Raw genomic sequence first — 25,908 nt, 5'->3', positions numbered from 1 at the left:
GAGTCTCGCGCTGCGCGGAGTGATTACCATTGCTCGCTTCAAATCCTGGGGACAGCCCTTGGCACATCAGGTCTTTTTTTCGTTTAGCCGCAATGACAATACTCTTGCGAAAGTTAGTATCCGGCGCACGTGTGGCAAATCACGTGTTTGCACCGGATCCGTGCCAGGCGAAGTGCTACGAAACCCTTGGTGCTGCAAGACTACTAATCTACGTCAGAACTCCCCGGTACGGTAAGCGTAGCCAGATGGATTCGCTGAGCCATGCCGTCGGGGTTCGACGCGAAATTCTGCGTGCGTGTGAGGGTTATCCCGCCTCGTTCCGGGTCTTCGGCCGCAGCGCAAGAGGCCGCGGTCCACCATGCCATCGAATAGGGTAATCCCCTAGGCTCCTTTCGGAGAACCGCCTTATTCAACCGCTGACCGTCAGGGCCTACATTGAAGTGGTACGAGAAGTTGCGGCGCCAACTGGCGCGAAAAGAATTCGTTTCGGGTTCTTGCAACCACCCTGAACAGGAGGTGAGAAAAATGGTGAAAACTGTCTTATTGCTCGCTGCAGCAGGTGCAGCGCTTGGCGCCAGCGTGTCCTATGCCGGCATCGGTACGCGGGATGTCTACACCGACGGCGCTCGCGTGACGGGGCCTCGCGACACATATACCGATGGAGCGAAGACCACAAGGTTCGACGTCTACTCAGATGGGACGAAGGTCGGGGACCGACGAGACGTGTTCACCGATGGCGCGAGAATCACCAACCGCGATGGACTGGTTGACGACACTAAGTAAGCAACTACAGAAGGGTCGACCAAAACACGCAAGCAGCGTTCTCATCTTCGACTACAGCAATCTCCCCCGAGCAGCCCTCTCGGGGGATTTTTTTTCTAAGCCGACGTTTGCGTTCCAGCAGCTCGCGCAGTGCCTGGCTGGGGATCAGCGCCTCGGGATCCCTGAGCAGCCGCGCAGATAGCCCGACCTTGCGGAGCAAGGCCCCCGCATCGTGGCCGAGCGACTCCGTCAGCTCGATATAGCCGCTCAGGCTGGCGCTCCTGACAAGTCTTCCGGCGTTTTGCATAGCGAGGGCCCGGCGTGTGCGATGACTGCGCCGGCGCGTTCGTGTAGGGCAATGGGTTGCATGGGGGCAGGTTGCCTCGCACGCTGATGCGTGAAGTATGCCTCAAGGAAGGATCTGGACCTTGCTGGCGCTATGATCGCGAACCGCGACTCACCGCTCCCCCACCCTTTCAGGCATTTTTTTCCCGACATAGCGCCCTCTGGGCCGTATCACCTGCCCCACCCCCAGTTGCTCCAGGCTATGCGCCAGCAGCCCGATGCTGCGTGCCGTGGCGAACATCCCGAACGCCGCATCGTCGGGCAGCCCGTAATGCGTCACCAGCGCCGCCAGGGCTACGTCGATATTCGGTTGCAGGCCGGTCAGGCGGGTCGCTTTCTCGATAAAGCGTGCGATGACTTCGGGCGGGTCGAACAGGGCCAGCAAGGCAGCCGTGCGCGGATCGCCTTCGGGATAGAGGTGATGTCCAAAACCAGCCAATGGCAATCCGGTCGACAGATGGTGGGCGATCACCTGGCCCTCGCCCTGCCGTTCCAGTTCATTGAATAACGCCTTCACGCGGCCCGAGGCATCGCCATGCAGCGGACCGGACAGTGTGGTCAGGCCGGACAGCAGGCAGGCCGGCAACGATGCTCCGGTTGACGCTGCGATGCGCGCGGCAAAGGCCGAGCTGGTCAGCTCGGGGTCGACCAGCAGCACCATTGCGGTCCGCAGGAGATCCGCCACCTGCGGGGATTGTTTCCACCCTTGCGCGATGCGCAGGTGCAAAGGCTGACCGTCGGCGGCAGCCGCGCCGCACCGTGACCGGCGCTTCCTCAGGGATTGCGGAGCGAACGCAGGAACAGGTAGGTCATGAGTATGCGGGAGGGGGTTTTCTGAACAAAGAAGTAAGGCTGGGGCCTGGCGCCGAATGCCCGGAAGAAGCGCTCGACCGGCTCCAGCATCGACCCTTCGAAGTCAAACGTGCGCGCCACGCCAGAGGCAAAGCGGATGGCGTACCAAATGCACAGGCTGGACGCGCCGCTGGTGCGCAGCTTCGGGTCCGAGCCGGCCATCAGGTAATAGGCGACTTGCCCGTCCCAGACCAGATAGACACCCGCATGACGGCGGCCCGCTTTATCCACGGCGATGAATATCTTGCGGGCCCCTCGCGCGGCGCACGCAGCGTCAAGGCGGCGCACGTAGTCGGCGGTATATGGCAACCGCATGCGTTGCCGGGTGAAGACCTGCCGGTTCAGCTGGATGAACTCGTCGACACCAAGGTCGTCTCGCACCTGGAGACCATGGCGGGAGCCCGCCTTACGGATTTCGCCCCGGATGTTGTGCTGCATGCCATTCCAGAGCGCGCCCGTATCCGACAGGTCATCGAGCACGTACGTGTACTTGGTGGTCTGGCGGAATCCCTTCCAGGCAAAGGGCAGCCAGTTGGTCTGACTGGGATCCCAGTGCTGCTGGAAATGGTCGAACCGCGGCAGCTTCGCAATCAGTTCGTCCATCAACTCCTTCTGTTGACCCAGCACCCTCGCCGGCTTTCCCTCCATCGGTGCCAGCCACGGTCCGGCCATCTTGGCCAGCGCGGGCTGGGCGATGACCGAGAACCCGTACATGCGCCGGGGGGCGTACGGCAGGCTTGCGACCACCTGGCCACCGCGTTCCACCAGTACAGCGCCCCAGTTCCCGGGACCGGCAGTGGCGTCCAGATACCATGCCTGGCTGAACAGCGGAATATTGGCAGTATTGCAAAGCTGGCGGTACCGGCGTTGCGCCGCGTTGCCCCCAACGTCGATGTCAGGGATCTGCCTGACCGGAGCAGCGGGCCCGATCGCGGCTGGCGCATCAGGACCGGCGGCATGGTCAGGGTGCGCTTGACAGTCGCGGTCGGCAGCCGGCCGGGCAGGCTTTGTCGCGGCATCGGCAATCACATTCGACATGTTCATCGCTTCTTCCATGCCGTTAGTTCATGGTTCGTTTCTTTGTCGACCTGAGGTACTGCGCCGGCGGAACCCGAGCGGTGATAGTCCCGGCCGCATCCACACATCAGAGCGATGCTCCTGCCTTATCTACCAGTCGTGTCTGACGGCGCTTTTTGTAAGCCAGCTTACGCTATTCACCGCTACCTGAGTGATGGCGTTGTCGATGGTTCTGTGGGGTTACGCGCATAGGCAGCTGGTACGGTCGCTCGTCAGGTTGGTGGAGCCGGCCTATGCTTACCAGCAGGGGCGCAATAGAGTTCCGCTTCAGGTGCCTCATCGACTGTCCCTGTCGCCGATGCCAGGAGACCAGCGGACGCCGGCCTCCTGGGATGATCCCGCCTCAGGCAGGCACGGCTTCCCGCTCACCATGCAAGGCCCGCGCAACGGTGGTCACCCTGCGGCCCTGGAATCTCGCCACGGCAAGATGGTCTTCATCCGGCTTGTCGGCGTCGAGATTCGAGACATGCGTGGCGCCGTACGGTGTGCCGGCCTTGAACATCACCGCATCGGCATAGCCGAGCGGCACGATGATCAGTCCGAGATGCGCCATCGGGGTATAGATCGACAGCAGCGTCGACTCATTGCCGCCGTGCCTGGACGACGTCGATCCGAATACCGAGCCGACCTTGCCGTTCAGCTTGCCCTTGAACCAGAGACCGCCCAGACCATCGATATAGGCTTTGAGCTCCGTCGAAATCGAGCCGAACCGCGTTGGCGTACCGAACACGATCGCGTCCGCCCATTCGGCGTCGGCCTCCGTCGGCGCTTCATACCGCGCGTTCATCGCCGCGGCGTTCTCCAGCCAGCCCGGCGCCTGCCGCATGACCTCCGGGCCAACCACCTCGCGGGCGCGCCGCAGGCGCACCTCGGCACCGAGTTCCATGGCGCCTTCGGCAACGGCCTTCGCCAGTCGCTCAGTCGAGCGGTTGCGGGAGTAGAAGGCAATCAGAATCTTGGGTGTAGACATCGTCTTTGGACTTTCCTTGTCGAACGTTGTGGGGACTACACGGCGATCGGCTCAAGCCGGCCGAGCAACTCATCCTTGCGGCTTTGCAGCCAGGGCGGCAGCTGGAATTCCTCGCCGAAGTGCCCGGGCGCCTCGTCGATCGCGAAGCCGATGTCGGTCGTGGTCGCTTCGAAGATCACCCCGCCCGGCATCTTGAAGTACATCGAGCGGAAGTAATTGCGATTGACGGACTCCGACGTGTCGATATAGCCCATGGCCATGAACCGTTCCTTCAGGATCATCTGCTGCGCCACGTTGTCGACGGCAAAGGCCACATGGTGGACGGTGCCCTCGCCGTAAATGGACGACCCTTGCCGGCGCTCGGGCTCGTGGAGGAGCTCGACCACCATGCCCGGGCCACCCGTGCCGGTCTCGAAGCGATGGTAGGGACCGGAGGCACCCACATTGCGAAAATCGAGCGCTTCGGTCATGAAGAGGATCGACTCGTCTACGTCGCGCAGCGACAGCGTGACGCTGTGCACGCCGCGGATCGCAACGGCTTCGGGAATGTCCGCTGCCGTGCAGGCCGGCCTTGGATCGTGATCCGTTTCCACGAGATCGAATTCAATGCCGCACGGGTGGAAAAACCGCTGACGCCGCTCGCCAAAGCGCTCGGTCATCTCCGAGGCATACGAAACGCCCTTCGCGCCGAACCGGTCTCTCCAGAATTCGAGCGAGTCGCGCGGCACGGAATAGTTGATGACGCGCACTTGCCCCGAGCCGGGCCTGGCCTTGACGCCCTTCTGCCCGAACGGGAACGACGTCACCAGCGTGCCGGGATCGCCATTGGCATTGCCGTAGTAGAGGTGGTAGATCGGATCCTCGCCGTCGAGCAGCACGGTTTTCTTCACCAGGCTCTGTCCGAGCACCTTTACGTAGAAATCGACATCTTCCTGTGCGCCGCTGACACCAGCGGTCAGGTGATGAAACCCTTTGATAATCGACATCAGTGTCTCCCGTTCGAAGTTGAGGGATTGAAACAGAGCGGCCCAGCGCCGCCGTCAGAGAAAGTGGTGAAAGCCCGGTCGCATCACGCTTCGACGACCGATACGAACTCTTCGAGCTCCAGCTTGCGCAGCTGCATGTTGTTTTCCGGCAAGCTGTCGTCGGCGTAACCGAGCGACATCCCTGCAATCACCATCTCGGTTTCGGGGATGCCGAGATGCTTGCGCAGCACGGGGTACTGCAGCGACCAGATCTGCTGCGGACAGGTATCCAGGCCCCTGGCGCGGGCGGCCAGCATGATGTTCTGCAGGAAGCAGCCGTAGCAGATAAAGCTGGCCCGCTCCAGGCGCCGGTCCATCGTGAAAATGAAGCCGACGGGCGCGTCGAAGAACCTGAACTGGCGCTCGACATCGCGCCTGCGTCCAACCTTGTCGCTCCTGTGTACGCCTTGCGCGTCGCCGAGCTGGCCGCGGAACGTATTGAAGCGCTCGGAGTAAGGCTCGTGCAACGGCTGGGGGAAAAAGGGGTATTCGGGTTCCAGTTTCTCCGGGTCGGCCCGGTATGCCTGCACCGCGGCGTCGACGAGCCGCGCCCTTGCCTCGCCGACGACGATGTAACAGCGCCAGGGCTGGGTATTGCTCGAACTCGGCGCGTACTTCGCCACGGAAAGAATCTCGCGCACGGTGTCGAGCGGCACCGCGCGGTCGAGAAAGCCGCGCTTGGTCTGGCGCCCGCGAATCAGTGCATCGACCACAACAGCTACATCCATCTCTTGTCTCCTCTGTTGATGAAAGCGAGCTTAGTTGCTGCAGATTTTTTGAGAAGGGCTGGCGCTTGCACGCAGGGTCCGAGGGATTCGAACGATCGCATGGCGCGGTCCTTTGCGGCGTCCGACCGTGGCGCCGCGCGCACCCCTTGCAGTACCATGGGATGGAACGCCCACCCCGATCGGCCCAACCGCTATCAAGGCAGCCAGATGCTGGACCTGAAAGACGTCTTTTACTTTGTGCAAGTGGTCGACCGCGGTGGCTTTACGTCTGCCGGCAACAGCCTGGGGCTGCCGAAGTCGACGGTAAGTCACAGGGTGAAGGAGCTGGAGACTTCGCTGGGCGTCCGCCTGATCAACCGCACCTCGCGACAGTTCGCCGTGACCGACGTGGGCGCGGAGTTCTACCAATACGCCGTTGCCCTGCTGGAGAGCGCCGACGTCGCCGAACAGGCGATGCGCCAGCGGCTGACCGAACCCAGCGGGATCATTCGCGTGACGGTAGCGGTCGAGCTCGCGCAGTTTGCGCTGCGCCGGATCCTGCCGACGTTCCTGAGCAGCAATCCCAAGGTCAGCATCGTGGAAATCGCCACGGACCGGCTGGTCGATGTCGTCGGCGAAGGCTTCGACCTGGCGATCCGCGGGCATACCTCGCCCCTGCAGGATTCCAACCTGGTGCAACGGCCCATTGCCAGGGCGCCATGGTGCCTGTTCGCGGGCGCCGAATACCTGGAACGGATGCCGCCGCTGACGGAACCGGAGCAGCTTGCATCCCATGCCATCGTCGCGATGGTGCGCAAGCCGCCGCTGCAGTGGCAACTGCACGGGCCCGACGGCAGGCTCGTCACCATCCCGATCGAGCCACGGTTCTCGAGCAACAGCATGATGTCCCTGAAGGAGGCAGCGTGCGCCAACATTGGCGTAGCAGCGCTGCCAGGGTATATCTGCCGGGACGAGCTGCGGGCCGGTGTGCTGCGGCAAGTACTGCCGGGCTGGATCGCCGCGGACGCGCGCATCTCCGCCCTGATTCCCTATCGGACCGGACAGCTTCCCGCGGTGCGGTCGCTGGTCGATTACCTCGCCGTGGAGCTGCCCAAGGTCACTGCGTTCGACCGGAGCTGAGCTGGCTCCTCTCCCCTCCAACGGGCGTTCCATATTCATGGACGCTGCGTTCGGCGCCAGCCAGCTTTCAAGGCCGAACTGATCGACTATCGTTTCCAACCAGGGATAAGCCAACCGCAACGTCACCCTGGAGTGGAACACTGATGAACCAGCTTAACTGCCTGCCACAAGATGCGATCTTCTGGGGCCACGACATACTGCCGACTGCTGTCGCGTCGCTCGGCCAGCACGGCATCCGGCGCCCGCTGACCTTTACCGTCGAGCCGCTGCGGGACTTCCACGCGCAACACCTGCAGGCGCATGTGGACGCAGGCGTGGGCGTCTTTACCGACCTGCCGCCGCATGCGCCGGATGTCGGCGTGCGTCGCGCGCTGGCAGCGTGCATGCGTGCCGGCGCGGACTCGGTCATCGCGCTGGGCGGCGGATCCGTCCTTGATGCCGCGAAGGCCGTCTCGCATCTGCACCATCAAGAGACAGGCCGCCACCTTGCCATTGCCGCCTTTCCGACCACATTGTCTGGCGCCGAGTTCTCGCACTATTTCGGCATCACCGAGACGACGGGACCGCAGCCGTTCAAGCGCAGCTATGCCGTACGCGAGACGGTGCCGAAAGTGGTGGTCATCGACCCGAAGCTGCTGCGCAACACGCCGCGCGAACTGCTGCTTTCCTCGGCGATCAAGGGCATCGATCATGCCGTGGAAGGCATGCGCCAGGTCGGCGTGGACCATCCGCACGCCATGCTCGCGGCAGCGGGCGTCGAGCGGTTTTTTGCCGTGCTGGAGAAGTGGCCGCGCGAGCTCGATACCCAACGGGCGCTTGCCGAAGGGCATGTCACCACCGACGATCTGCTGCAGTTGCAGCTCGCCGCCTGGCAGTGCTACTTCTTCCCCGCGTCGGTCATCTACGGCCTGAGCCACCGCATTGGGCACATCCTGGGCGGGACCTTTGGCCTGCCACACAGCGTTACCTCCTGCATCACCCTCGCCCCGGTGCTGCGCGCCTGCGGCGAACGCTATGGCGACAAGCTGCAGATCTTCTGCCGCGGCCAGGCGACCAGCCATGCCGCGACACGGCTGGCCGACAGGATCGCCCAAGTGGTAGAGCACCTTGAGCTCCCTGCCCGGCTTCGCACGCTGGACTTCGACCGTTCGCTGTTGCCGCGCGTGGGCGCATTGCTGCGGCAGCATTACCCCAGCGAGGTGGGTGACCTGGGCGACCGCAGCGGCGCAAGGCTCGATGCTTTGCTGGAGAGCTTGTGGTGAAGCGCCAAGACATCGAACCATGCGGGCCCATCGCGCATTTCACCGGGCTGCGCGACACGCTCATGTCCCTTGGCAAAGGACGTACGACCGCCTATGCATTGACGGAGCTGACGCTCAGCCGGGCCGAGTCCAGCAAGAAGGACTTCAATGCCTTTTCGGTGATCGACTGGGATTGCGCGCTCAAGGCAGCGATGGAAAGCGACAGGCGCTATGCGGCGGGCCAGCAGAGGCCACTGGAAGGTCTGCCGGTGGCGGTCAAGGACCTGATCGACACAAGGGGCATCGAGACCCGCTATGGCTCGCTGGCATACATGGGTCATGTGCCAGACGCCGATGCCGATGTTGTCAAAGCCCTCGTGGACAAAGGCGCGATCATTGTCGGCAAGACCACCACACATGAGTTTGCATGGGGTGTCTCCACTTCCAGCGAGGCCTTCGGCGACACCCTGAACCCGCTGGACCGGCGCCTGATTCCGGGCGGCTCCAGCGGCGGTGCCGCCGCTGCCATTGCCGCCGGCGTGGTCGCGGGCGGGCTGGGCACCGATACCGGCGGGTCGGTACGGATTCCCGCCGCGCTTTGCGGCGTCGCGGGCTTCAAGCCGACACTGGGCGCACTGTCCACGCGCGGCATCTTCCCGCTGGCGCCCACGCTGGATCACCCCGGCATGCTCGGACAGGGCGTCGACGACATCATGGTCCTGGCGGAGGCCTTCGATATCGCCATTCCCGATAGCGATGCGTGGCTGTCCGCACGGCTCGGGGTCATGGCGTCGCTTCCACCGGTGCAGCCTAGCCCGGCCGTTTCCGCGGCGTTCGACCGTGCCATCACGCGGCTGCGCGAGATATTCGCCTGCGAGTCCGTCGATCCCGCCGACCTGTTCGACGGCGCCTACAACGCGTTCGCGTCCATCGTCCTGACCGAAGCCAGCATTGAGCACTTCAGGAGAAACGACGAGGCGCGCATCGCCAAACACTACAGCCAGGAAACCCGGCAGCGGCTGGACCTGGCAAAGGAAATGGCGATCCGTGACTATGCCGCGGCCCAGCAAACGCGGCACCGGCTGATGCGCCGGCTGCGGGCGACGATGTCGACGGTGGACTACCTGGTGCTCCCCACCTGCCCGTGCCTGGCACCGGCACTGGATGCCAGTTCGATCGCGATCGGCGGCTGGACCGGCACGGTGCGCCAGGCACTGATGAGCTATACGGCACCGTTCAATCTCGCGGGCTTCCCTGCCATCTCGATTCCCTTGCCTGCCGCCAGCGGCACGCTGCCAGCCGCCATGCAGATCGTTGCCCGCCCCGGCGACGACGGCGCGCTTCTGAAAATCGCGCTGGAAATGGAGCGCTTGCTTGAAACCGTTTCCAGCGTCGTCTGACTTGCATCACCTTGGAGGAGCACAACATGCATCAAGCGCAAACGACCGACAACAGCACGCCCGTTGAGAACACGTCCGGACACACGCCCTACAGTTCCTGGCTGCAGACCGAAGCGCTGCACAGCTTGCAGCAGCCCGTCAGCGATCATCCCGGCGAGTACGGATTTATCGTCACCGCACAAGTCTCGGAGCTCTACTGGATGCTGATCATCCGGGAAATCCAGGCGGCACAACGCCACTTGCGCGAGAACAACCTCACCGAGGCGCATCGCGCGCTGCTGCGCGTGGTCGCCCACCATGAGCCGCTCAATGCCACGTGGCGTTCGATCGCCTGGATGACGCCAACCGATCTGCTGTCGATGCTGTCGCAGGTCTCCGCCAGGCACGGCCAGGACACGGCGCTGCAGGGCTGGACGTACCGGCATATGGTGTACCTGCTGGGGATCAAGCAAGCCGAGCATCTCCAGCATTTTGTCCCCCAACCTGAGCGCTGGTCTCAACTGAACCGCGCGCTGTCCGAGCCAAGCCTGTACGACGACGTGCTGGCGTATCTTTCCCGCGCCGGCATGAAGCTTCCGGACGAGGTGCTGCACCGGAACCTGAGCGAGCCGTACGTGCCGCGCCAGGAAGTCGAGCAGGTATGGCGAACGATCTACACCAGCCAGGAAACCAGTCCCGCGTTGACCCAGCTCGGCGAAACGCTGATGGATATCGCCGAAGCCTTCACCACCTGGAAATTCCGCCACCTGATGGCCACGCGCCGCACCTTCGGCGGGCGAGCGGCCTACTTTGGCACCGAGGGCATTGCCTGGTTGAAGCCAACGCTCGACGAAATTCCGTTTCCCGAACTTTGGTCGGCAAGGGGCTTTATCGGTGATCCGCCCGCCGGCTGCCCCCACCACGCCAAACGGTAAGGCTGACCCCAGGCCCGATCGCTCGGGATACGGCGTCTCATCCCTCGGCGCCATGCCGTCCTACTCAGGCATGAGTCACCCCATACCTGGTATGACGGCCTGATCCATCATGGTCGGCCAGCGATACCCACGTCTAATGGATTCACCCCGCTTGACGTCCGAGAATGAAACGGACCGTGCTGCACCGCTGTCATGGGGACAGCGGAAACACAGCACGGTATCGCCTCAGGAGGCTCAAGCACCATGGACGTCAAGACCATCCGGGAGCGCGCGTTTGCCACGCCGCTAGTCAGCCCGGCCTACCCGATGGGGCCGTATCGCTTTCTTCATCGGGAGTTCCTTGTCATCTCGTACCGCACTGACCCGGACCTGCTGCGTGCAGTCGTGCCCGAGCCGCTGGAAATCGCCGAGCCGGTGGTGCACTACGAATTCATCCGCATGCCCGACTCGACGGGCTTTGGCGACTACACCGAATCCGGCCAGGTGATCCCGGTCACCTACCAGGGGCGGCGCGGGAACTACACCCACGCGATGTTTCTCGATGACCATCCGCCGCTCGCCGCCGGGCGCGAGCTGTGGGGATTCCCGAAGAAGCTGGCAAGTCCGCGGCTCGCCGTCGAGACCGATACGCTGCTGGGCACGCTCGACTATGGCCCGGTCCGGGTAGCGACCGGCACGATGGGCTACAAGCACCAGGCCATCGACAAGAACCAGGTTCGGGACGCCCTCGCCAACACACCCAACTTCCTGCTCAAGATCCTGCCGCATGTGGATGGCTCTGCCCGTGTCTGCGAGCTGGTCTGCTATTTCCTCAAGGAGGTCGACGTCAAGGGCGCATGGACCGGCCCGGCGGCGCTGTCCCTCTTCCCGCACGCGCTGGCACCGGTGGCATCGCTGCCGGTACTCGAAGTCATTGGCGCCAGGCACTACATCGCCGACCTGACCCTGGGGCTAGGCGAGGTCGTCCACGACTACCTGCAGTCGTGACCGGCATCCCACTCAGCAACCTCGTACCCCATCTCACCACTCCCCGGAGAATGAACATGAAGCTTCAAGGCAAATCGGCTATCGTGACCGGCGCCGCCAGCGGCATCGGCAAGGCCATCGCGGAACTGCTGGCCAGTGAAGGCGCGGCCGTGGCCGTGGCTGACCTGAACGAGGACGCCGCGCGCAAGGTCGCCGACGCGATCGAAACCCGTGGCGGCCATGCCATGGGCGTTGCCATGGATGTCACCGACGAGGCCGCGGTGGATCGCGCGACACAAGCCGTGGCGGACCGGTTCGGCGGCGTCGACATCCTGGTGTCCAATGCCGGCATCCAGATCGTCAACCCTGTGCACGAGTACAGCTTCGCGGACTGGAAGCGCATGCAGGCCATCCACCTGGACGGCGCCTTCCTGACCACGCGCGCCGCGCTCAAGCATATGTACCGCGACAACCAGGGGGGCACCATTATCTACATGGGCTCCGTCCACTCGCATGAAGCCTCGCCGCTCAAGTGCGCCTACGTGAGCGCCAAGCACGGGCTGCTGGGTCTGGCGCGCGTGGTGGCCAGGGAGGGTGGCGAGCGCAATGTCCGCTCGCATGTCATCTGCCCCGGCTTTGTCCGCACGCCGCTGGTCGACAAGCAGATTCCGGAACAGGCGCGTGAACTCGGCATCAGCGAAGAGGAAGTGGTGCGTCGCGTGATGCTGGGCGGCACCGTCGACGGCGTCTTCACCACGGTGGACGACGTCGCGCAAACCGCCCTGTTCCTGTGCGCCTATCCTTCGGCCGCGCTGACCGGACAGTCGTTCGTGGTGAGCCACGGCTGGTACATGCAATAAGCGCGTTGCATCCCGGGGGCGGCACGCCAGTCGAGCAGGAGAGAATCATGTATTACGAAAGACAAGACTTGCAGGGCAGCTCAGGCACCGCAAGGGTCAAGACCGAAGTGGATCGCGGCTACGCCGTACGGGCGCTGGTTCTGCAGGGCGGCGGCGCCCTTGGCTCTTACCAGGCAGGCGTCTACCAGGGCCTTGCCGAAGCCGGCATCGAGCCGAACTGGATCGCGGGCATTTCGATCGGCGCGCTGAACGCGGCGATCCTCGCCGGCAACGCGCCCGAGCATCGCGTAACGAAGCTGCGCGAGTTCTGGGACTACATCTGCCGGCAGCCATGGCTTCCCAGCCTGGTCCCGTACGACACGATTGCCGAAACCGCACAGCACTGGCCGGATCCGCTGCGTATCTGGTTCGATGGCATCGAGGCCGCTCGCGCGCTGGTGGAGGGACAGCGCGGGTTCTTCTCCCCTCGCCTCTGGCCGGCGCCGTTTGCGCAGTCAGTGGGCGCGCACAGCGCCAGCTATTACGACACGAGACCGTTGAAGGCCACGCTCGAGCGCTTCGCCGATTTCGACCGGATCAACCACCATGCCGAGATGCGCGTGTCGGTTGGTGCCGTGAACGTGCGCACGGGCAACTTCGTCTACTTCGACAATACCGAGACCAGGCTTCGCGCCGAGCACTTCATGGCTTCCGGCGCGCTGCCACCAGGCTTTCCCGCGGTGGAGATCGACGGCGAATTCTATTGGGACGGCGGTCTGGTTTCCAACACCCCGCTTTCCGCCATCCTGAGGGCAAGGCCAAGGCGCAACGCGCTGATCTTCCAGGTCGACCTGTGGAGCGCACGCGGACCGCTGCCCGAAGACCTGATGGCGGTGGCGGCGCGCCAGAAGGATGTCCTGTATTCCAGCAGGACGCGCTTCATCACCGACTATATGAGCGAGCAGCAGAACTTCCGTCGCATGCTCAACGATGTTCTCGCACTGGTGCCGCCAGCGCGCCGGCAAAGCGAGGCCTTCCAGCGTGCGGCGGCCAATGCCTGCGACGCCCGCCGCAACGTCATCCAGCTAATCTACCGCGACAAGTCGTTTGAAGGCAGCGCGAAGGACTTTCAGTTCGGGCCGCTGACCATGAAGGAGCACTGGGCGAGCGGACTGGAAGACATCCGCGGGACGCTGCAGCATCCCGAATGGCTTGCCATGCCAACGCACGAGAACCCGTTCGTCACGCATGACATCCACCGGCGGCATGCCGAGCTCAGTCAGTAGGCGGCCATCGGCTGCGGCACCGCGCCAACCCCATGGCGCGGCGCCGCTGAGGGGGTGGCGCGATGCTGCGGCAGTTCCAGTTGCAGCGCCATCTTGACGAGATCGGCAAAGGTCCGCGCCGCCATCTTGCGCATGGCCCGGGCACGGTGGACCTTGATGGTCACTTCGCTGATGCCGATCTCCCCCGCAATCTGCTTGTTCATCAGTCCCGATACCGCCAGCAGCATAACCTCGCGCTCACGGTCGCTGAGCGACGCAAAGCGCGCGCGCAGGTCATCGCCGCATTGCAGCGCCTGGCGCTTGCTGCGATCCATTGCGACAGCTTCGGTGACGGCATCCAGGAAGTCCTGGTCACGGAACGGCTTGGCGAGGAAGTCAACGGCACCAGCCTTCATCGCCCGTACCGTCATCTCGATATCGCCATGGCCGGTGATAAAGACCACCGGCAGGCACCACCCGCTCACGGACTCAATGGGTTCGCCTGCAGTGTATTCCAGTAACAGTAGGTTGCAGAGGCGATCTCCGTGTCCAGCCCATGCAAGGACGAGTCTTTCAGGCAAGGTCACCGACGGAATCGCATCAACAAAGTCAGGGATGATCTCCTCTTTGAACCAATGCACATAATTGCGGTAGTAAGCTTCAAATAGAAGCGGTTGCCTTTTGCATTTCTCAAAATCTGACGACCGCGCATAGAGTGACGGGGGGTGAGTCACTTCCTACCTCCTGCCTTGGAATTGCGCCTGGCTTTGCGGTGGGCGCGCGATGCCGTCAAGACGTGATCTACTGCTCGCTTAGGAATTACACGCGAAGCGATCATCGCGCTACTGGCCCGCTTCATCGAAGTACCAGAAGGTCGCACCCCACGAGTTGCCTTCGATTTCAGGCATGATCTCGCCTTGCTGGAACTGACGACGGCCGCCCGTGTATGCGGGTGAAGTCCAGAAACCGCTCCGCGGGCACGGCTCTCCGGCTTCGCAGCGCAGAAGCGTTGAAGACGCGGACGAAGAGCCATCGGTCGGGGGCGGCGACACGGAGCGGGCGTAGGCTACGAGGTCTTTCGGGTAGTACATCGAGTTAATGGTCGAATCGTCGATGCCATGCAGGTATGCGATTGCCCCGGCTTCCCATGCCCAGTAGCCAAAGTAACCTCCACCGCCCTCGTCCGTCATGCCCTTGTGAGCGTTATACCAGCCAGTGCCTTTCATGCCGCCGTACCACTTCTTGAGGTAGGTTTTGAGGTCCGCCAACTTCTCATCCGGTGTGTCACCTGCGGTGGCATCCAGTAGCGGCTCGTATGGTTCGTCGTGATAGAACGTGTCGAGATAGGGACGATCTCGCAAGTAGCGAGTCAGCAGTTCTTCTACTAAGGCATCGTCTTTATCGAACGCCGAGCCTGCAATCAAGCCGTGAAGGCGAGGAATCAAGTCCTCACGATGCAACAGGATGGCAAGTGAAAGCAACCCGACATAGTGCACGTAGTCGTCAATGTACGCTAGGTCAACACCGGAACAGTGCGGGTCGCCTTCGGCCTCCCTTTGCGCCGTTGCTGCTTGTTCGTGGCACTGAACGATTTCGGCGAGTTGGTCTCGCAGTTCTTCGACAGACTCCCCCGCCGTGTACTTAAGAGCCAGCACTGTGAACAACTCACTTGCATATGCGCGCCATGCGAGGTGCAACCATTTGGGTTCCGTATTCGAAACAGATCCCTCCTTCAAGGCAGGCCGCATGACGCTTTCGAACCACTTAATGTAGCTGGAGTAGTACGTTTCGAACAGGAATGGTTGCCGCTTGCGCCTCTCGAAGTCTGGCGGCTGCGGGAATAATGATGGTGTGTTGGTCATTGTTTCACTCCGCCTTTGGAAGCACGTGCTTTCGCTCTCCGGCGCTCTTCCGCAGCCAGTTCTGCGTCACCGAAAATGCGCGTCGCGTTATGGCAGTCATGTTCGCTATCCTGCGGCGGTTGTCCGCCATTCGCTTGATGCCTTATCCATTTCGCCAGCGCGATTGTGTGGTCGTAAACCGCCGGTACGCTGAATAGGAGCACATGCCTCGAATAGCGCGCCTGATTGCCCGCGGGAATTAAGAGTTCGCTGCGAGCTACTAAGTCGTTAGTCGCATTGCTGATGCGATCCTGGATCCACGTGTGGCTCATCTGCATAGTTTTCGGCTCTGGCTTTTGCGGTGGTGGCAACGATGCGGGCTGGTGAGGTTGTTGAGCGACCTTGCTGCTACGCTTGCCGCTTCGACCGCGTCCACCTCTACGCTTGCCCTTCCACTCACGGAGCTTCTCCTTGTAGTCCCCATATTCCTGCTTGTCGTGTCGGTCCTCGAGCATCGTGCTCAGCGGCGTGGCGGGATTAGTGTAAGCCTTGGCCTCAATCACGGCATAAGACTTACCGTTCTTGCCGTTGGTGCGCCACAGTGCATCAATCCCGCGGCCTCGGAGGACCAAGGGCAACAGCGGCGTCATCGCACCACGGTCATTGAGCTTGCGCGGAGCCTTGGGATCTGGGCTCGGCCACTTGCCATCCATGCCCCAGTCATGTGTTTGCCAACCAGCGGCCCAGCCCTGTTCGATCACCCAGTAATCAGCCATGTGCTCACCGAGCACGCCCTTGAAGAAAAGGCGGCTCTGCGTGAGTTCCGAGACCGCTGCGTGGAAGATGCTCTCCCGCCCGGTGTGCCCGATGCTGGAATGCTCTTTCGCTTCCGAGGCGGTTCCACCCTTGGCGTTCGGCTTCTCTGCCTTCTTGGGCACCTTCTTGCTGACGTAATCGGCCTCGGCAGAGTTGTTCGGCTGCTTCTTCAACCAACCCCGCACCTCGCCTGAGAACTTTCCGAATTGCTTGTTCAAACCTGGCTGCAAGCGATTGGCGGTGTCAACGATACGCTGGCGGGTGCCAGCATCCAGCGCCTCCACCAGTCGGTTACTCTTGAGCGTCTCGGTCAGCGTCTTGATATGCGGTTGAAACTTCGACACATCAAGCAGGTCGAGCACGGCACCACGACCGCGCCGGGCGGGATCTGCATTATTTTTGCTCGCAAAGGGTTGATGGACGGATCAAGCCGAAGTCCGTGGCTACGCGGGACATCCCCGGCATACAGCAGACCCATGATCGTCTCGTCATCGGCGTACGGCATGGTCACCAATGCCTGTTGTGATCTGCCCAGAATTTTGGATTTGATAAGATACACATTTTTAACACTTAAGGCAAAGTGCGCTATATCCCAGCCCTTCGTGGAAATCCCACATCAATCAGAATTGGTTGATCTCAATATAGGAAACACGCAGGTAGGCATCTGTAGACGCAATGTGTCAAGGAATCAGAAATATCCCAAAGAAAAAAAAGCCGACGTCTCCGGGAGGGGGACGTCGGCCAAGCGGGACGTTAGCGGTACGACGTAGATAAACCGGTTACTGCTTCACCGGCGTCAGAATCGGCGCGCCCTTGTTCTTGATCAGAAACACGATGAACTTCGCGGGCTGCGTGTTACTGAGATTTCGCCCGACGGTGTGGATGTCGTTAGGGCCTTCATGGAAGGTGTCGCCGGCGTTGAGCTTCACTTCCTTGCCGCCCTTGACGCCCATGACGATGCTGCCCTCGAGCACATAGATGAAGCCGTGCGCGTCATGGCGATGGACCGGATCGCCGCCGCCAGGCGGATACTCCACGGCGATCATCTGGACCTCCTTGCCCGCGTACTCGGGCAACGGTTCCGTGGCCAGAGGCGTGACCTTCACCTCCGGTGCAGCCGCTGCCGGCGGCACAATCGTCAGGCTCGACAACAGCACGGTCGTCGCGACGCAAAGGGCTTTCTTCATGGCATCACTCCAGGTTGGCCTTGTCGAGTCCGAACGCCTTGTCCGACGAGCCGGGTACCGTGCGGAATGCCACGTTCAGGCGGTTCCAGGTATTGATCGACCCCACCAGGAAGGTCAGATCCGAAAGCTCCTTCTCCGAGTACTGGGTGCGTACGCGCTCGAAGATGTCATCGGGCACGCCGTGGGCGGGAAGGTTGGTCAGCACCTCGGTCCATGCCAGCGCGGCGCGCTCGCGCGGTGAGAACAGCGTCGACTCGCGCCAGATTGCCACATGATGCAGGCGCAGTTCGCGCTCGCCGTGGATCCTGGCCTGCTTGATATGCATGTCGACGCAGAAGCCGCAGCCATTGAGCTGCGATGCGCGGATCTCGACGAGTTCGCGGATGGGCTGCTCGATCGTGGTCTTCTGGAACAGCGCGCCAAGCTCCATGAGCTTCTTGGACAGTTCCGGGGATTGCTGGAAGTAGTTGAGGCGTTGGGTCATGATGTCGTTCCTGGTGAGCTGGGTGAGTCGGGTTCACCGTACCTGCTGCATGCTTGTTGCAGCAGGTAGGGCTTGGGAAGAATCGTAGGCTTTGGCACAGGAGGCCGGTAGTGCCGCGACGGTGCGCACGCTGTTGTCGGTTCGGCACCAATCGCGGCACCATTCGCGACCCCAGCCATCGCACCGTCAGTCTGAAACCGTCACAACGCTGTGTATGCCGTCGCGAGTCATCTTTGCATAGGGGCACAGGCGCTCGGTATGGCGGACGAGTTCCTCCGCGACATGCCGTTCCACGACCGGCATGCGGATGCGGACGTCGGCAATCAACGCGTAGCCGCCATCGACGGGGTCGCGGCCGAAAGACACTTCGACCGCCACCACGGTGCCCTCGATATCGATCTGCGCGCGCTGCGCGATCAGACTCAGCGCGCCGTGGAAGCAGGCGGCGTAGGCTGCCGCGAACAACTGCTCGGGATTGGTGCCGCTGCCCGGCCCGCCCAGCGCCCCGGGCAAGCGCAGGTCGAGCACGAGATTGCCATCGTCGGATCTCGCGACGCCGGATGCGCGGCCGTGCGCGCACTCTCCGCCCGATACCGTGACCGTGGTCGTGTACAGCGCGGTGAATCCCTGGCCCCGGTATCGATCGAGCAGCGTCAGCGGTGGCGGCTGCAGCCTCTCCTTTTTCATATAGGGTCCCCGGACTATTTTTGCTGCGACTGGCGCATCCATTCTTCGAAGGTGATGCGCCCGAGGCGCGCCTCGCCTTCCGGCACTAGCGTGCCTTCCTGGAGCTCGGCACCGAAGTAGCGCGTGGCCGGATCGGCCGCGACGGTGCGCGAGTCGCCGATGGCCTTCAGGTAGCGCTGCACGAGGTCGCTCATCTTGAAGCGCTCCGGGCCGGCGATCTCGACAATGCCATTGACCGGCGCGGCAACGGCGCTATCCGCCACCGCGTGCGCGACGTCATCGGAAGCGATGGGCTGGATCAGTGCGGGCGAGAGCTTGATCGTGTCGCCCTCCCCCGCGGATTGCACGATGCCGCCGAGAAATTCCAGGAACTGCGTCGACCGGACGATCGTGTAGGGAATGCCCGCATTCCGGATCAGGGCCTCCTGGGCAATCTTGGCGCGGAAGTAGCCGCTCTGTGAGAGCTTGTCGGTACCCACTACGGACAGCGCGACGTGGTGGCTGACGCCCGCCGCCTTCTCGGCTGCCGCCAGGTTGCGGCCCGAGGTTTCGAAGAAATGCAGCACGGCGTTGTCTTCGAACGAAGGCGAGTTCGCCACATCCACCACCACCTGCGCGCCGGCGAGCGCTTCGGCCAGGCCTTGTCCCGTCAGCGCATTGACGCCCGTCTGCGGCGCGGCGGCAAAGACGTCATGGCCCTGGGCGGCAAGCCGCGCCACAACCTTCTTGCCGATCAGGCCGGTACCGCCGATGACAACGATTTTCATGCTGCTTCTCCTTGATGAGGTTGGAACGAATCCACACCCATGCTAGGTAAAGCGGCGGCGCCCCGCCAGACCGACGCGGGACGACACGGTGTTTCCTGTCTGGCACCAATCCGGATGCCGGCGCCGCAGCCGCATGCCCGATGCCGGTGAATAGCGTTGGGGGGACGTTGTCCGGGCGAAAGCCGGGGACGCTAGCGATTCACTTTCAGCCGGTATTCGCTGGGAGACAGCCCGAAGTGCCTTTGAAAGGCCACACGCATGCGCTCTTCGCTGCCAAAGCCGCACTCGCGCGCGATCTGGTCGACCGGCCGGTGCTGGTCCTGCAGCAGGCGCCGCGCCGCTTCCAGCCGGAAATGCTCGACGCCTTTGGCCGGTGTGCGTCCGGTCTTCTGCTTGTAGACCCGCGCAAAATTCCGCGGGCTCATGCCGACGCGGCTGGCAAGCTGCTCGACGGAGAGTTCTTCCCGGGACAGGTTCTGCACGATCCACAGGTGCAGCGTCTCGAAGACCGGCACCTGCCGGCTTTGCGTGATCAGGATCTCGCTGAGCTGGGGCTGGGCACCCGGCCGCTTCATGTAGACCGCAAGCTCCTTCGCGGTATTCAGCGCCACCTCGTGGCCATAGTCTTCCTCGACCATGGCCAGCGCCAGGTCGATACCGGTGGTGACGCCGGCGGAGGTCCAGAGATGCTGCTGCTGCACGAAGATGGCTTCGGGGTCGAGGTCGACCGTCGGAAACAGTTCGCGGAACCTGTTGTGCATCGCCCAATGGGTGGTCGCGCGCTTGCCATCCAGCAAGCCCGCGTATGCCAGCAGGAAAGCCCCGCTGCATACCGATGCCACGCGCCGGACTTCCTTGGCGGCGGTGTCCAGCCACGCAATCAGTGCCCCGGAATCCTTCGCAACCTCGAGCATGTTCGGGGACCCCGGCACCACCACCGTGTCGACCAGTCTCATGTCGAACGATGCCAGCGCCGCGGTCTGCATCGAAGTGCCTTCCACCGCCGCGACCCCGCCGCCGGACAGGCTGGCGGTATGGCAGCGATAACCTGCCATGCCCCGCTCGCGCGCGTAGCCGGAGGCAGCCCAGAACACCGTCTGGGGCCCGGCGAGGTCAAGCAGGCTCACATCGGGGTAGGCCACGAAGAGAACGTTACGTGGCATCTCTTCAATGGTTCCCGGGGTGAGCGGCGGTGGGATCAAGACCATGGCTGGAATCGCTGAAATCGAGCGATGGTATGCCATCTGAACGATCGTGCGCAAGCGAGGCGCCGGCCGCTGTCATGTCCCGCGGTTGGTGTCCCGCCGGAGACAACTGGCGTAGCGGCGAGGTTTCCACTTTCGCACCAATCCCCGATAAAGCCCGCGCCGCGTGGCGAGAGGGGCTGGCCGTTTGGCAGGAAATCTGGGCACGCTGTCATTTACGGTACAGGAGGGCCTGATTAAGATCAGCGCAGTCGCCATCCGGGTAAGCGTTTCGATCCAGCCTGGCAGTCCCGCCGCAGGAATTCAGTCATGCATCGAGACGTGTCCCGTAGTCCCTACGTATATCGGCATAGGGCTGAAGGAAGCAGCGGCAATCACTTTGGGGCAGCACAAATGGATCCATTGGACGTAGCGGGCACATCGGACACATCGGCGGAACGCGGTTTTCGTCTCAGCCTGCCAAATCGCGCTGACGCCCTCTCCACGAGCTTTGCCGCGAGCTACGCGGGCATCTTGGCCTTTATGGCGGTGGCAAGCGAAGGCAGCTTCGCCAGGGCTGGCGAACGGCTGGGCATCGGCCGCTCGGCGGTGAGCCGCAACGTCCAGAAGCTCGAAACGCAGCTGAGTACGCGGTTGTTCCTCCGCACCACGCGCACCACGCAACTCACCCGCGAGGGGCAGCGCTTCTTCGATAACTGCCACCAGGGTGTGACGCATATCGTGGAAGCCATGAACGACATGCTGGAGCTTCGCCAGGGCCCGCCACGTGGGCTGGTGCGCATCAGCGCGACGGTTGGCTTCGGCCGGAAGGTCGTTGCGCCGCTGCTGGACAAGTTCATCAAAGCCTACCCCGACATCGCGATCGAACTCTTGCTCGACGACCGCCCGACCGATTTCGCCTCCGATCAGATCGACGTCGCCTTCCGCAACGGGCGCATCGAGGATGCCAGCATCATTGCCAAGCAACTGATTCCCATGCAAATGGCGCTCTGTGCCGCGCCGTCCTATGTGGCAGCGCACGGCCTGCCGCATACGCTGGAGGACCTGGGCCAGCATGAATGCATCAACTTCCGCTTTGCAAGCGGCCGGGTGTTCGAATGGGAGTTCAAGGTCGACGGTCACATGCGGAAATACCTGCCGCGGGCCCGCCTGACGTTCAACGATTCCGATCTTGTGCTGGACGCGGTACTGCAGGGATGGGGCATCGCGCAGATGGCCGGGTACCAGATCTGCGACCATATCGCAGCCAATGAACTCGTCGTGGCGCTGGCCAGGCATGCTCCCGACGACCGCGGACACTACATCTGCTACCTGAGCCGGCAACACTTGCCGACCCGCATTCGCGTCTTTATCGACTTTATGACAGAGCACATCCGCGCGCTGAATCTGCAATGCCTGAGCGATTTCTATATGGATGCCCCGATTGCGGCGCGAGGACTGGCAGCTTGAGTCCGGCACATTGAGGTCTGCCGTCGATGCTGCGGCATTGGTGCGCATAAGGAAACGCTGAGGAGTCCGGTACGAATCTACTGCTGCATGGCCGCGGCGCCTACCCTGTTAGTCATCGGCGCCTGGACCAAACCAGTGGAGAGCACTATGTACCGCTACGGACTTGTCATTTCGTTTGTCGGCTGGATTTCGGTGGCAACGCTCAATATCGGGCTTGCGCTGGCGGTTTGCCGCAGTGGCGTGATCTGAGAGGTCGCCGTCGGCTGGCCCCCGCATATGGAATGCCGGTTTTATTCGTTGGCATTCGCGTGCCGCGGGCGTACGTTCGTGTGTTCCGATATCCCCCGCGAACGTCATGACCGCTTCCCGACGACAGTTCCTGCGCCACGGCGCCGCCGCCACGGCCGCGCTCGCCGCGGGCCCGATCCTCTCCTTCACCACCTTCGCCAGCGGCAACGCACAAGCGCAGGGGCGCCCGGTGCTGAAGGCCGGCGACCAGAAAGGCGGCCTGCGCGCGCTGCTCGAATCCGCCAACGCGCTCGAGGGCCTGAGCTACGACATCCAATGGACCGAGTTCCCGGCCGCGGCGCCGCTCGCCGAGGCACTGAACGCGGGCGCGGTCGACAGCGGTCCGATCGGCGATGGCCCGGCGATCTTCGCGCTGGCGGCCGGTACGCGCATCAAGCTGATCGGCGCCAACCGCTCTGATCCGTACGGTACGGCAATCCTGGTGCGTCCTGACTCGCCGCTGCGGCAGGCAGCCGACCTCAGGGGCAAGAGCATCGGCACCAACCGCGGCTCGATCGGGCACCTGGTCACGCTCAAGGCGCTGGAATCCGCGGGGCTCAGGCCAGAGGACGCCAACATCCGCTTCCTGCCGCCGGCGGATACCAAGCTCGCGCTGAGCAACGGCTCCGTGGACGCGTGGGCGACCTGGGAGCCCTATACCGCGATGGCCGAAACCAGTGGCCACGCGCGCGTGCTGGTCAGCGGCCGCGGGCTGTGGTCCGGCCTCAGCTATCTCGCCGCCACCGATGCCGCGCTGGCAACAAAGCGTGCGGTGCTGCAGGACTTCCTGCGCCGGGTGGTGCGTGCACAGCAATGGTCCTACCAGCACGTACCGGAGTTCTCGGCGACGCTCGCCCGCATCATCGGGATTTCCCCGCAGGCGGCGCGGCTGCAGTTCGAGCGGCGGCATACGCAATGGCGGAATATCGACGCCGAGCTGATCGCCGAGCAGCAGCGCACGGCGGATTTCTACCTGAAGGCGGGACTGCTGAAGCAACGGCTCGAGGTGCGGCAGACCTTCGACACCGGCTTTGCTCTCACCGCTTGACCCGGATTCGCACGGCGCGGCAAGGATCCCTGCCCCGTTACGGCGTCCAGCCGGGCAGCGCCGCTGCCTGCCGGAAAGGGGAGCTGCCACCCGCGCATCGCCCCCTCTTGCATCCAAACGAAGCCACGAGGTCCAGCATACGCACCCCTCTCCCGCGCGCGGGAGAGGGGTGGGGGTGACCGCCTCGCTCAGCATGCGCGGCATGGCCAGCACCACCGGCAACCATCGGTGGATCTTCCATGGCTTGTTGATGCGCATGCCGATCAGGAAGACGACGAACTCACCGTCGAGCTCAGCGGTCAGGCGCCTGGCGTGGATCATAGTCTGGTGTTGTCCTTTCCATAGTCCCTATGCCATCCGTTGCGCGGCTTCCAACCCGGCAAGCACCTTATCCAGCGTCACGGGAAACTCCCGCACCCGCACCCCGGTGGCGTTGTACACCGCGTTCGCCACCGCCGCCCCTGCGCCGCACACGCCCAGTTCCCCCAGGCCCTTGATACCCAGCGGGTTGGCATTAAGGTCGGGCTCGTCCAGGAACACCACATCCATCTGCGCCACATCGCCGTTGACCGGCACAAGATATTCGGCAAGGTCGTGGTTGATGAAGCCGCCGTAGCGCGCGTCCAGCAGCGTCTGCTCCATCAGCGCCGCGCCGATGCCCCAGGTCATGCCGCCCAGGATCTGGGAGCGCGCCGTCTTGGGGTTGAGGATGCGGCCGGCGCCGATGACGGCCAGCATGCGCCGCATGCGGACTTCGCCGGTATCGGCATCGACTGCGACTTCGGCGAAATGCGCGCCATAGGCATGGTGAGAATACGCCTTGTATGCTTCACCCATGCCTGCCACGCGGCCGTCCGCCTGCAGCCCGCCAGGCGCGATGCGCGCCAGCAGGTCGTCCAGTCGTTGCGTCTGACCACCCAGGGTAACGGCCCCATCAGCGAAGCGCGCCTCAGTGGGGGCGCCTTCGGCCTGCCCGCGCGCGGCGGCGACGATCCGGCGCTTGAGCTGCGCGCAGGCATCAGCGACCGCCGAGCCGGCGCTGGCCGCGCCCCAGGACCCGCCCGACCCCGCCGTGCGGGGAAACCGGCTGTCCCCCAGCTCGACCCGCACCCAGTTCAGCGGGACGCCCAGGCTTTCGGCCGCGATCTGCGTCAGGATGGTGTAGGTGCCGGTGCCGATGTCGGTCATGTCCAGCCGCACCGTGACGCGCCCGCGGGCGTCCATGGCCACCTGTGCCGCCGCGGCGCCGAGGTAGTTCGGCCGTATCGCCGCCGCCATGCCCATGCCTACCAGCCAGCGCCCTTCGCGCACGCTGCGTGGCGCGGCGCGGCGGCGCTGCCAGCCGAAGCGTTCGGCGCCGGTGCGCATGCAGGCCACCAGGTTCCGGGTCGAGTAAGGCAGGCCGGTCTCGGGCTCGCGCTTGGGCTCGTTGCGCACGCGCAGCTCGATGGGGTCGAGCCGCAGACGCTCGGCCAGCTCGTCCATGGCGCACTCGAAGGCCTGCATGCCTGGCGCCTCGCCGGGCGAACGCATCCATTCGCCGCGATTCAGGTCGACCGGCACCAGCCGGTGGCGCGTCGCGCGGTGGGGCGCGGCGTACAACGCGCGGGCGAACACCGCGGTCTGCTCGCAGTACTCCTCGAACCGGCAGGTGGCGGACCAGACTTCATAGCCCATCGCCGACAGCCGCCCGTCGCGGTCCGCGCCCAGGCGGACACGATGCGACATGGCCGCGCGATGGCCGGCATTGGCATACATCTGCTGGCGCGTCAGCGCGATCTTCACGGGCCGCCGCAGTTCGCGGGCCGCCAGCGCGGCCAGCACGGTGTCGGCATGGATGATCAGCTTGGAACCGAATCCGCCGCCGGTGTAGGGGCTGACGACGCGCACCCGTTCCGGCGGGATGCGCAGCGTGGCGGCCAGGCCGGCCTGGAAATTGCCAACCGTCTGCGATCCCGTGTAGACGGTCAGGCCCGCATCCGACCATACCGCCATGGTGGCGTGCGGCTCCATCGGGTTGTGGCTCTGGTACGGCGTGGCGTATGTCACGTCCACCGCGACGGCGGCCTGGGAGAACGCGTTGTCAAAGTCGCCCGTCGCGCTGTCGGGCGCAAAACCGGCGTTGGTGCGCGGTGGCTTGTAGGCTTCGCTCAGCCTTGGCGTCAGCTCGAATTCACCCCGCTCAGCCTGGTAGCGGACCAGTACCAGCGCGGCCGCGGCGCGCGCCGCCTCGAAGGTTTCGGCCACGACCAGCGCCACCGGCTCGTCGTAGTAGCGCACGCGGTCCGATGCCAGGTATGGCCGGGCGCGCGTGAACACGTCGCGCGGGGTGGGCGGCACCGATGGCCCGAAAGGAGGCTGCGCCGGCGCGTTCAGATGCGTCATCACATAGAGCACCCCGGGCGCCTGCCGCGCCTGCCGGGTGTCGATGGCAAGGATGCGGCCGCGCGCGATGGTGGCACCCACGATATAGCCGTACGCCATCGGCGCGCCGCCGTCCGCCCGCTGCTCATAGGCATAGGTGGCGCGGCCGGTCACCTTCAGCCTGCCGTCAACCCGGTCGATGGGCAGGCCCACCGGAGCGCCCGGCCCCTTGCCTGCATCACCCTGCAAATTCGTCGTCATGTTCGCTC

Annotated in this window: 24 protein-coding genes and 2 pseudogenes; 10 read left to right on the top strand and 16 right to left on the bottom strand. The window is 63.8% G+C overall.

Annotation, left to right across the window (positions count from 1 at the left end):
* Positions 1 to 525 precede the first annotated feature (525 nt).
* On the top strand, positions 526 to 783 hold the full coding sequence (locus AB1I47_RS13935; protein ID WP_354684330.1) for a hypothetical protein: 258 nt from the start codon (positions 526 to 528) through the stop codon (positions 781 to 783).
* A 4-nt stretch (positions 784 to 787) separates the two neighbouring features.
* On the opposite strand, the gene AB1I47_RS33825 is transcribed toward AB1I47_RS13935, so the two are convergent.
* The 6 genes and pseudogenes from AB1I47_RS33825 to AB1I47_RS13905 all read right to left on the bottom strand — a co-directional run bounded on the left by AB1I47_RS33825 (position 788) and on the right by AB1I47_RS13905 (position 5,759).
* Complete coding sequence (locus AB1I47_RS33825; protein WP_407935833.1) at positions 788 to 1,069, bottom strand: hypothetical protein; 282 nt, start codon at positions 1,067 to 1,069, stop codon at positions 788 to 790.
* A 150-nt stretch (positions 1,070 to 1,219) separates the two neighbouring features.
* Positions 1,220 to 1,840: pseudogene (locus AB1I47_RS13925) on the bottom strand (citrate synthase); the annotation flags it as partial.
* A 41-nt stretch (positions 1,841 to 1,881) separates the two neighbouring features.
* Entirely contained in the window at positions 1,882 to 3,015 is a 1,134-nt protein-coding gene (locus tag AB1I47_RS13920) for a GNAT family N-acetyltransferase (protein WP_354684329.1), read from the bottom strand.
* Between the two features lie 364 nt (positions 3,016 to 3,379).
* Complete coding sequence (gene wrbA / locus AB1I47_RS13915; protein ID WP_354684328.1) at positions 3,380 to 4,006, bottom strand: NAD(P)H:quinone oxidoreductase; 627 nt, start codon at positions 4,004 to 4,006, stop codon at positions 3,380 to 3,382.
* A 35-nt stretch (positions 4,007 to 4,041) separates the two neighbouring features.
* Entirely contained in the window at positions 4,042 to 4,992 is a 951-nt protein-coding gene (locus tag AB1I47_RS13910) for a ring-cleaving dioxygenase (RefSeq protein WP_354684327.1), read from the bottom strand.
* A gap of 83 nt (positions 4,993 to 5,075) precedes the next feature.
* Entirely contained in the window at positions 5,076 to 5,759 is a 684-nt protein-coding gene (locus tag AB1I47_RS13905; protein WP_354684326.1) for a nitroreductase, read from the bottom strand.
* A 207-nt stretch (positions 5,760 to 5,966) separates the two neighbouring features.
* Between AB1I47_RS13905 and AB1I47_RS13900 the strand changes: the two genes are divergently transcribed.
* The 7 genes from AB1I47_RS13900 (at position 5,967) to AB1I47_RS13870 (ending at position 13,524) form a co-directional block, all read left to right on the top strand.
* Positions 5,967 to 6,878: a LysR substrate-binding domain-containing protein gene (locus AB1I47_RS13900; RefSeq protein ID WP_354684343.1), complete on the top strand. Its 912-nt coding sequence runs from the start codon at positions 5,967 to 5,969 to the stop codon at positions 6,876 to 6,878.
* Between the two features lie 143 nt (positions 6,879 to 7,021).
* The gene (locus AB1I47_RS13895; protein WP_354684325.1) at positions 7,022 to 8,140 is read left to right on the top strand and encodes an iron-containing alcohol dehydrogenase; all 1,119 of its coding nucleotides are present in this window, start codon (positions 7,022 to 7,024) and stop codon (positions 8,138 to 8,140) included.
* Positions 8,141 to 8,202: 62 nt separating this feature from the next.
* A complete protein-coding gene (locus AB1I47_RS13890; protein WP_354684342.1) occupies positions 8,203 to 9,519 on the top strand; it encodes an amidase in 1,317 nt (438 codons plus the stop codon).
* Between the two features lie 26 nt (positions 9,520 to 9,545).
* Positions 9,546 to 10,433, top strand: coding sequence for a tryptophan 2,3-dioxygenase (locus AB1I47_RS13885; protein ID WP_354684324.1), 888 nt, complete (start codon positions 9,546 to 9,548; stop codon positions 10,431 to 10,433).
* 243 nt (positions 10,434 to 10,676) lie between these two features.
* Complete coding sequence (locus tag AB1I47_RS13880; protein WP_354684323.1) at positions 10,677 to 11,420, top strand: acetoacetate decarboxylase; 744 nt, start codon at positions 10,677 to 10,679, stop codon at positions 11,418 to 11,420.
* A 50-nt stretch (positions 11,421 to 11,470) separates the two neighbouring features.
* Complete coding sequence (locus AB1I47_RS13875; protein WP_354684322.1) at positions 11,471 to 12,259, top strand: 3-hydroxybutyrate dehydrogenase; 789 nt, start codon at positions 11,471 to 11,473, stop codon at positions 12,257 to 12,259.
* A gap of 47 nt (positions 12,260 to 12,306) precedes the next feature.
* Positions 12,307 to 13,524: a patatin-like phospholipase family protein gene (locus AB1I47_RS13870; protein ID WP_354684321.1), complete on the top strand. Its 1,218-nt coding sequence runs from the start codon at positions 12,307 to 12,309 to the stop codon at positions 13,522 to 13,524.
* Here AB1I47_RS13870 and AB1I47_RS13865 read toward each other — a convergent pair.
* The 8 genes from AB1I47_RS13865 to AB1I47_RS13830 all read right to left on the bottom strand — a co-directional run bounded on the left by AB1I47_RS13865 (position 13,518) and on the right by AB1I47_RS13830 (position 20,448).
* Complete coding sequence (locus AB1I47_RS13865) at positions 13,518 to 14,237, bottom strand: LuxR C-terminal-related transcriptional regulator (RefSeq protein ID WP_354684320.1); 720 nt, start codon at positions 14,235 to 14,237, stop codon at positions 13,518 to 13,520. The two genes, AB1I47_RS13870 and AB1I47_RS13865, sit on opposite strands and share 7 nt — an antisense overlap.
* A 108-nt stretch (positions 14,238 to 14,345) precedes the next feature.
* On the bottom strand, positions 14,346 to 15,365 hold the full coding sequence (locus AB1I47_RS13860) for a PoNe immunity protein domain-containing protein (RefSeq protein WP_354684319.1): 1,020 nt from the start codon (positions 15,363 to 15,365) through the stop codon (positions 14,346 to 14,348).
* A complete protein-coding gene (locus tag AB1I47_RS13855; RefSeq protein ID WP_354684318.1) occupies positions 15,362 to 16,522 on the bottom strand; it encodes a hypothetical protein in 1,161 nt (386 codons plus the stop codon). The genes AB1I47_RS13860 and AB1I47_RS13855 overlap by 4 nt, the downstream gene beginning before the upstream one ends.
* A gap of 417 nt (positions 16,523 to 16,939) precedes the next feature.
* Entirely contained in the window at positions 16,940 to 17,347 is a 408-nt protein-coding gene (locus tag AB1I47_RS13850) for a cupin domain-containing protein (protein WP_354684317.1), read from the bottom strand.
* A gap of 4 nt (positions 17,348 to 17,351) precedes the next feature.
* Complete coding sequence (locus AB1I47_RS13845) at positions 17,352 to 17,831, bottom strand: carboxymuconolactone decarboxylase family protein (RefSeq protein WP_354684316.1); 480 nt, start codon at positions 17,829 to 17,831, stop codon at positions 17,352 to 17,354.
* A 186-nt stretch (positions 17,832 to 18,017) separates the two neighbouring features.
* Entirely contained in the window at positions 18,018 to 18,518 is a 501-nt protein-coding gene (locus AB1I47_RS13840; protein ID WP_354684315.1) for an Ohr family peroxiredoxin, read from the bottom strand.
* 14 nt (positions 18,519 to 18,532) lie between these two features.
* Entirely contained in the window at positions 18,533 to 19,285 is a 753-nt protein-coding gene (locus AB1I47_RS13835; protein WP_354684314.1) for an SDR family oxidoreductase, read from the bottom strand.
* Between the two features lie 191 nt (positions 19,286 to 19,476).
* The gene (locus tag AB1I47_RS13830) at positions 19,477 to 20,448 is read right to left on the bottom strand and encodes a GlxA family transcriptional regulator (protein WP_354684313.1); all 972 of its coding nucleotides are present in this window, start codon (positions 20,446 to 20,448) and stop codon (positions 19,477 to 19,479) included.
* A 435-nt stretch (positions 20,449 to 20,883) separates the two neighbouring features.
* Here AB1I47_RS13830 and AB1I47_RS13825 point away from each other — a divergent pair, with 435 nt between their 5' ends.
* Together AB1I47_RS13825 and AB1I47_RS13820 are read left to right on the top strand one after the other, a co-directional pair.
* Positions 20,884 to 21,939 carry a LysR family transcriptional regulator gene (locus AB1I47_RS13825; protein WP_354684312.1) on the top strand — a complete coding sequence of 352 codons (1,056 nt, stop codon included), beginning with the start codon at positions 20,884 to 20,886 and terminating at the stop codon, positions 21,937 to 21,939.
* 355 nt (positions 21,940 to 22,294) lie between these two features.
* Complete coding sequence (locus AB1I47_RS13820; protein ID WP_354684311.1) at positions 22,295 to 23,275, top strand: ABC transporter substrate-binding protein; 981 nt, start codon at positions 22,295 to 22,297, stop codon at positions 23,273 to 23,275.
* Positions 23,276 to 23,467: 192 nt separating this feature from the next.
* On the opposite strand, the pseudogene AB1I47_RS13815 reads toward AB1I47_RS13820, so the two are convergent.
* Both AB1I47_RS13815 and AB1I47_RS13810 read right to left on the bottom strand, forming a co-directional pair.
* A pseudogene (locus AB1I47_RS13815) lies at positions 23,468 to 23,596 on the bottom strand (monooxygenase family protein); the annotation flags it as partial.
* 27 nt (positions 23,597 to 23,623) lie between these two features.
* A complete protein-coding gene (locus AB1I47_RS13810) occupies positions 23,624 to 25,900 on the bottom strand; it encodes a xanthine dehydrogenase family protein molybdopterin-binding subunit (protein ID WP_354684310.1) in 2,277 nt (758 codons plus the stop codon).
* Between the last annotated feature and the right edge of the window lie 8 nt (positions 25,901 to 25,908).

Origin of the sequence: Cupriavidus necator (assembly GCF_040578825.1) — a bacterium.
Lineage (GTDB): Bacteria > Pseudomonadota > Gammaproteobacteria > Burkholderiales > Burkholderiaceae > Cupriavidus > Cupriavidus necator_E.
This window is presented reverse-complemented; position numbering and strand designations above follow the sequence as displayed.

Coding starts and splice junctions, on each gene's coding strand:
- AB1I47_RS13935 (WP_354684330.1), top strand. CDS start 526: ATGGTGAAAACTGTCTTATTGCTCGCTGCAGCAGGTGCAGCGCTTGGC.
- AB1I47_RS33825 (WP_407935833.1), bottom strand. CDS start 1,069: ATGCAAAACGCCGGAAGACTTGTCAGGAGCGCCAGCCTGAGCGGCTAT.
- AB1I47_RS13920 (WP_354684329.1), bottom strand. CDS start 3,015: ATGGAAGAAGCGATGAACATGTCGAATGTGATTGCCGATGCCGCGACA.
- wrbA (WP_354684328.1), bottom strand. CDS start 4,006: ATGTCTACACCCAAGATTCTGATTGCCTTCTACTCCCGCAACCGCTCG.
- AB1I47_RS13910 (WP_354684327.1), bottom strand. CDS start 4,992: ATGTCGATTATCAAAGGGTTTCATCACCTGACCGCTGGTGTCAGCGGC.
- AB1I47_RS13905 (WP_354684326.1), bottom strand. CDS start 5,759: ATGGATGTAGCTGTTGTGGTCGATGCACTGATTCGCGGGCGCCAGACC.
- AB1I47_RS13900 (WP_354684343.1), top strand. CDS start 5,967: ATGCTGGACCTGAAAGACGTCTTTTACTTTGTGCAAGTGGTCGACCGC.
- AB1I47_RS13895 (WP_354684325.1), top strand. CDS start 7,022: ATGAACCAGCTTAACTGCCTGCCACAAGATGCGATCTTCTGGGGCCAC.
- AB1I47_RS13890 (WP_354684342.1), top strand. CDS start 8,203: ATGTCCCTTGGCAAAGGACGTACGACCGCCTATGCATTGACGGAGCTG.
- AB1I47_RS13885 (WP_354684324.1), top strand. CDS start 9,546: ATGCATCAAGCGCAAACGACCGACAACAGCACGCCCGTTGAGAACACG.
- AB1I47_RS13880 (WP_354684323.1), top strand. CDS start 10,677: ATGGACGTCAAGACCATCCGGGAGCGCGCGTTTGCCACGCCGCTAGTC.
- AB1I47_RS13875 (WP_354684322.1), top strand. CDS start 11,471: ATGAACATGAAGCTTCAAGGCAAATCGGCTATCGTGACCGGCGCCGCC.
- AB1I47_RS13870 (WP_354684321.1), top strand. CDS start 12,307: ATGTATTACGAAAGACAAGACTTGCAGGGCAGCTCAGGCACCGCAAGG.
- AB1I47_RS13860 (WP_354684319.1), bottom strand. CDS start 15,365: ATGACCAACACACCATCATTATTCCCGCAGCCGCCAGACTTCGAGAGG.
- AB1I47_RS13850 (WP_354684317.1), bottom strand. CDS start 17,347: ATGAAGAAAGCCCTTTGCGTCGCGACGACCGTGCTGTTGTCGAGCCTG.
- AB1I47_RS13845 (WP_354684316.1), bottom strand. CDS start 17,831: ATGACCCAACGCCTCAACTACTTCCAGCAATCCCCGGAACTGTCCAAG.
- AB1I47_RS13840 (WP_354684315.1), bottom strand. CDS start 18,518: ATGAAAAAGGAGAGGCTGCAGCCGCCACCGCTGACGCTGCTCGATCGA.
- AB1I47_RS13835 (WP_354684314.1), bottom strand. CDS start 19,285: ATGAAAATCGTTGTCATCGGCGGTACCGGCCTGATCGGCAAGAAGGTT.
- AB1I47_RS13830 (WP_354684313.1), bottom strand. CDS start 20,448: ATGCCACGTAACGTTCTCTTCGTGGCCTACCCCGATGTGAGCCTGCTT.
- AB1I47_RS13825 (WP_354684312.1), top strand. CDS start 20,884: ATGGATCCATTGGACGTAGCGGGCACATCGGACACATCGGCGGAACGC.
- AB1I47_RS13820 (WP_354684311.1), top strand. CDS start 22,295: ATGACCGCTTCCCGACGACAGTTCCTGCGCCACGGCGCCGCCGCCACG.
- AB1I47_RS13810 (WP_354684310.1), bottom strand. CDS start 25,900: ATGACGACGAATTTGCAGGGTGATGCAGGCAAGGGGCCGGGCGCTCCG.